5 protein-coding genes and 1 pseudogene are annotated in these 3,371 nt (G+C 68.6%); all 6 read left to right on the plus strand.

What is annotated here, in order from left to right; genetic code table 11:
* Positions 1-878: pseudogene (locus ACE5CZ_RS10720) on the plus strand (protoporphyrinogen oxidase); the annotation flags it as partial.
* Positions 879-972: 94 nt separating this feature from the next.
* Positions 973-1,350 carry a YtxH domain-containing protein gene (locus ACE5CZ_RS10725; protein ID WP_374947320.1) on the plus strand — a complete coding sequence of 126 codons (378 nt, stop codon included), beginning with the start codon at positions 973-975 and terminating at the stop codon, positions 1,348-1,350.
* A gap of 9 nt (positions 1,351-1,359) precedes the next feature.
* Positions 1,360-1,764, plus strand: a complete 405-nt coding sequence (locus ACE5CZ_RS10730) for a phage holin family protein (RefSeq protein ID WP_374947321.1) — start codon at positions 1,360-1,362, stop codon at positions 1,762-1,764.
* Positions 1,761-2,114, plus strand: a complete 354-nt coding sequence (locus ACE5CZ_RS10735; protein WP_374947322.1) for a DUF3618 domain-containing protein — start codon at positions 1,761-1,763, stop codon at positions 2,112-2,114. Before ACE5CZ_RS10730 ends, ACE5CZ_RS10735 begins: the two co-directional genes overlap by 4 nt.
* Positions 2,115-2,166: 52 nt before the next feature.
* Complete coding sequence (gene hemQ / locus ACE5CZ_RS10740) at positions 2,167-2,892, plus strand: hydrogen peroxide-dependent heme synthase (RefSeq protein WP_374947323.1); 726 nt, start codon at positions 2,167-2,169, stop codon at positions 2,890-2,892.
* Positions 2,889-3,371: ferrochelatase (locus ACE5CZ_RS10745; protein WP_374947324.1), on the plus strand; the 483-nt coding region annotated here is incomplete at its 3' end. The genes hemQ and ACE5CZ_RS10745, both read left to right, overlap by 4 nt.

Here is a 3,371-nt window from a genome sequence, read left to right on the forward strand (position 1 = left end):
GCGGCATCGACGGCGGCATGTACCGGCTCGTCGAGGCGCTCGTCGCCGACTGCGAGAAGTTCGGCGTCGAATTCCGGATGTCGACGGCCGTCGAGCGCACGGGTCTCGTCGGGGGGCCGCCCCCGTCGACAGGCTCAGGGAACGGCGGCGGCTGGACTACCACCGCGACCACCGCGACCACAGCGACCACAGCGACCGCCGCCGACGACGAGACCGCCGCCCCCATGGTTGACGACGAGGCCGTCGAGATCACGTCGCGGGCCGTCATCGTGGCCTCGTCGTTCCGAAGCGCACTCGCCCTGCTCGGCGGACTCGGCCTCGACGTCGGCGCATCCGAGTCGTGGCCCGAGCCGGCGTCGGTCGAGCTCGCCACCCTCGTGGTCGACGATGCGCGGCTCGACGCGGCGCCTCGCGGAACGGGTGTGCTCGTCGCGAAGGGTGTCCCGGGCATCCACGCGAAGGCGCTCACCCATGCCACGGCCAAGTGGAACTGGCTCGCCGAGGCGGCCGGCCCCGGCAGGCACGTGCTGCGCCTCTCTTATGACCGCGACGTGACCACGATGTCGGCCGCGATGTTGCCCGCGCAGTCGCCGACACAGGCCCAGGCGCTTGCCGACGCGTCGGCTCTGCTGGGACTCGGGCTCGACGCGAGCTCGGTGCGGGGCTTCGACGTCACGCGCTGGAACGACTCCCTGGCCTTTGCGACGGTCGGTCACCGCGCCCGCGTCGAAAACGTGAGCACGCAGGCCGCCTCCGTTGCCGGCCTGCTCGTCGTGGGCGCTTGGATGGCGGGCACCGGCCTGGCCGCGACGGTCGCGCAGTCGCGCACCGCGGCATCCGATTTCGCCTTCGGGCTGCGCACGGCGCCCGGCTCCTAACACACGTGCGCTCTCCACATCATCCCGCGTCACGCACAGGCCGCACGGTCTACGCTTATAGCTCACGCCAACTCTTGAATGGATCGGAGTCGTCATGCGCGGCAAATTGATTTTGGTGCTCGGCCTGGCCACAGGCTACGTTCTCGGCTCGCGTGCCGGAAGGCCGCGCTACGAGCAGATCAAGTCGGGAGCCGAGAAGGTCTGGAACCTCGCACCCGTTCAGCAGGCTGCCGGCACCGTGAAGAGCTTCGCCGGAGAGCGCGTCGACGTGCTGCAGGCCAAAGCCGGCCGGGGCGCCAAGAAGGTCGTGTCGTCGCTTCTCAACCTCGACGACAGCAAGTCCAAACCTAAGTCCACGCCGAAAGCGACGTCCGACTCGAAGGCGAGTTCCGACCCGAAGGCGACCTCGACGACCACGATGACTCCGGCCACGCCCGCGCCCGCCACCGCGGCGACCGACACCGACGAGTAGGCCGGTTTCATGACGAACATCCCCAATCCGGCTCGCAAGAAGTCGCTCGGCGAACTTCTCGGCGAGCTTCCCGGTCTGCTGACCTCACTCGTGAAAGACGAGATAGAGGGTCTGAAGCGCGAGATCACCTCGCGACTCGCCAAGCTCGGCGTGGGCGCCGGTCTCTTCGTCGCCGCGGCACTTCTCGGGTTCTTCGCCCTCGCCGTGCTCATCGCCGCCGCCGTTCTCGGGCTTTCGACGGTGTTCTCCCCGTGGCTCGCCGCCCTGATCGTCGCGGGCGCCCTGCTGATCATCGTCGCGATCCTCGTGCTCGTCGGCGTTCGAAGCGTCAAGAAGGGCATTCCGCCCGTTCCCGAGGAGTCGGTCGATTCCCTCAAGAAAGACGTCAACGCGATCAAGGGACTCGGCCGATGAGCAACGACAAAAAAGACGCTCCCATCGACGCCGCCGTCGCGCGCGCCTCCGCCCAGGTCGCGAAATCCTCGGCTGAGCGCAACGACAAGCCTGAGGAGCCCAAGCGCAGCTCGGCTGAACTCTCGGCCGACATCGTCAAGAACCGCGAGGCGCTCGCGTCGACCCTCGACGCGATCGAGTACAAGCTCAACGTGCCGAAGCAGGCCAAGCTGGCCGCGGCCGACATCTCCCACAAGATCCGCGTGCTGCGCGACGAGAACCCGGCGGCCCTGGCCGCGGGCGTCGGCGGGCTCGCGGTCGCCGTGGGCGGGGCAGTGTTCCTCGCCGTGCGGCTCCTGACCCGGCGCTGAGCCGGCGCGTACCTTCGCCGCCGTCCCGGGCGGCGCGAATGACGAAGAATGAATGAGGATCATGACTGACCCGACAGTCGACCAGGCCGCCACGCCCGCCGAGGAGGTCATCGGTTACACGCTGTGGGCGGTTCTGCGTCGCAACCCGCAGCGCGCCACCGCGCTCGACGGCCACGACGTGGCGGGCGCGGTGGGCCAGCTCGACGAAGCCATCGCAATCGTCGAGGCCGAGGGCGTCGTCGTGCGGGGCCTCTACGACGTGTCGGGCCTGAGGGCGGATGCCGACGTCATGTTCTGGCTGCACGGCCCGGTTCCCGAGACCCTCCAGTGGGCGCTTCGCGAACTGCGGCGCACGAGCCTCATCCAGCCTCTGCTGCCCACCTGGAACGCACTCGGAGTTCACCGCGACGCCGAGTTCTCGTCGAACCACCTGCCCGCATTTCTGCGCGGCAAGGAGCCGGCCGCCTGGGTCACGGTCTACCCGTTCGTGCGAAGCTACGAATGGTACCTGCTTCCTGAAGACGAGCGCCGCGCCATGCTCGGCGACCACGGCCGAAAGGGCAGCGAATACAGCAGCGTGCTCGCCAACACGGTCGCCTCGTTCGCACTCGGCGACTACGAGTGGATCCTCGCACTCGAAGACGACGACCTGCTGAACCTCGTCGACCTCATGCGTCACCTGCGCCAGACGGATGCCCGCCGCCACGTTCGAGAAGAGATCCCGTTCTTCACGGGTCGCCGCATCACGACGGCCGAGGTCATCGAGGTCTTGCAGTGAGCGAACGGGTGCGCAATGCGACGCCCGCCTCGGCAGACGGCCCCGAGCACGTCACCGAACCCACGACGTACGACGCCATTCTGCTCGCCTCGTTCGGCGGGCCGGAGGGCCAGGACGACGTCATCCCGTTCCTCCGCAATGTCACGCGCGGCCGGGGCATCCCCGAGGAGCGGCTCGAAGAGGTCGCCCACCACTATCGCGCGTTCGACGGCATCAGCCCGATCAACGCGCAGAACCGCGCACTGCAGTTGGCGCTTCAGGCCGAGATCGATCGTCGGGGCATCGACCTGCCGGTCATCTGGGGCAACCGCAACTGGCAGCCGTACCTCGCCGACGCGCTGCGCGAGGCATCCGCCGCGGGTCACCGCAGGCTGATCGCCATCGCGACCAGCGCCTACAGCTCGTACTCGAGCTGCCGGCAGTACCGCGAGGACTTCGCAATCGCCCTCGACGAGACAGGCCTCGGCGGCGAGCTCGAG

The organism is Agreia sp. (assembly GCF_964263775.1).
GTDB lineage: Bacteria > Actinomycetota > Actinomycetes > Actinomycetales > Microbacteriaceae > Agreia.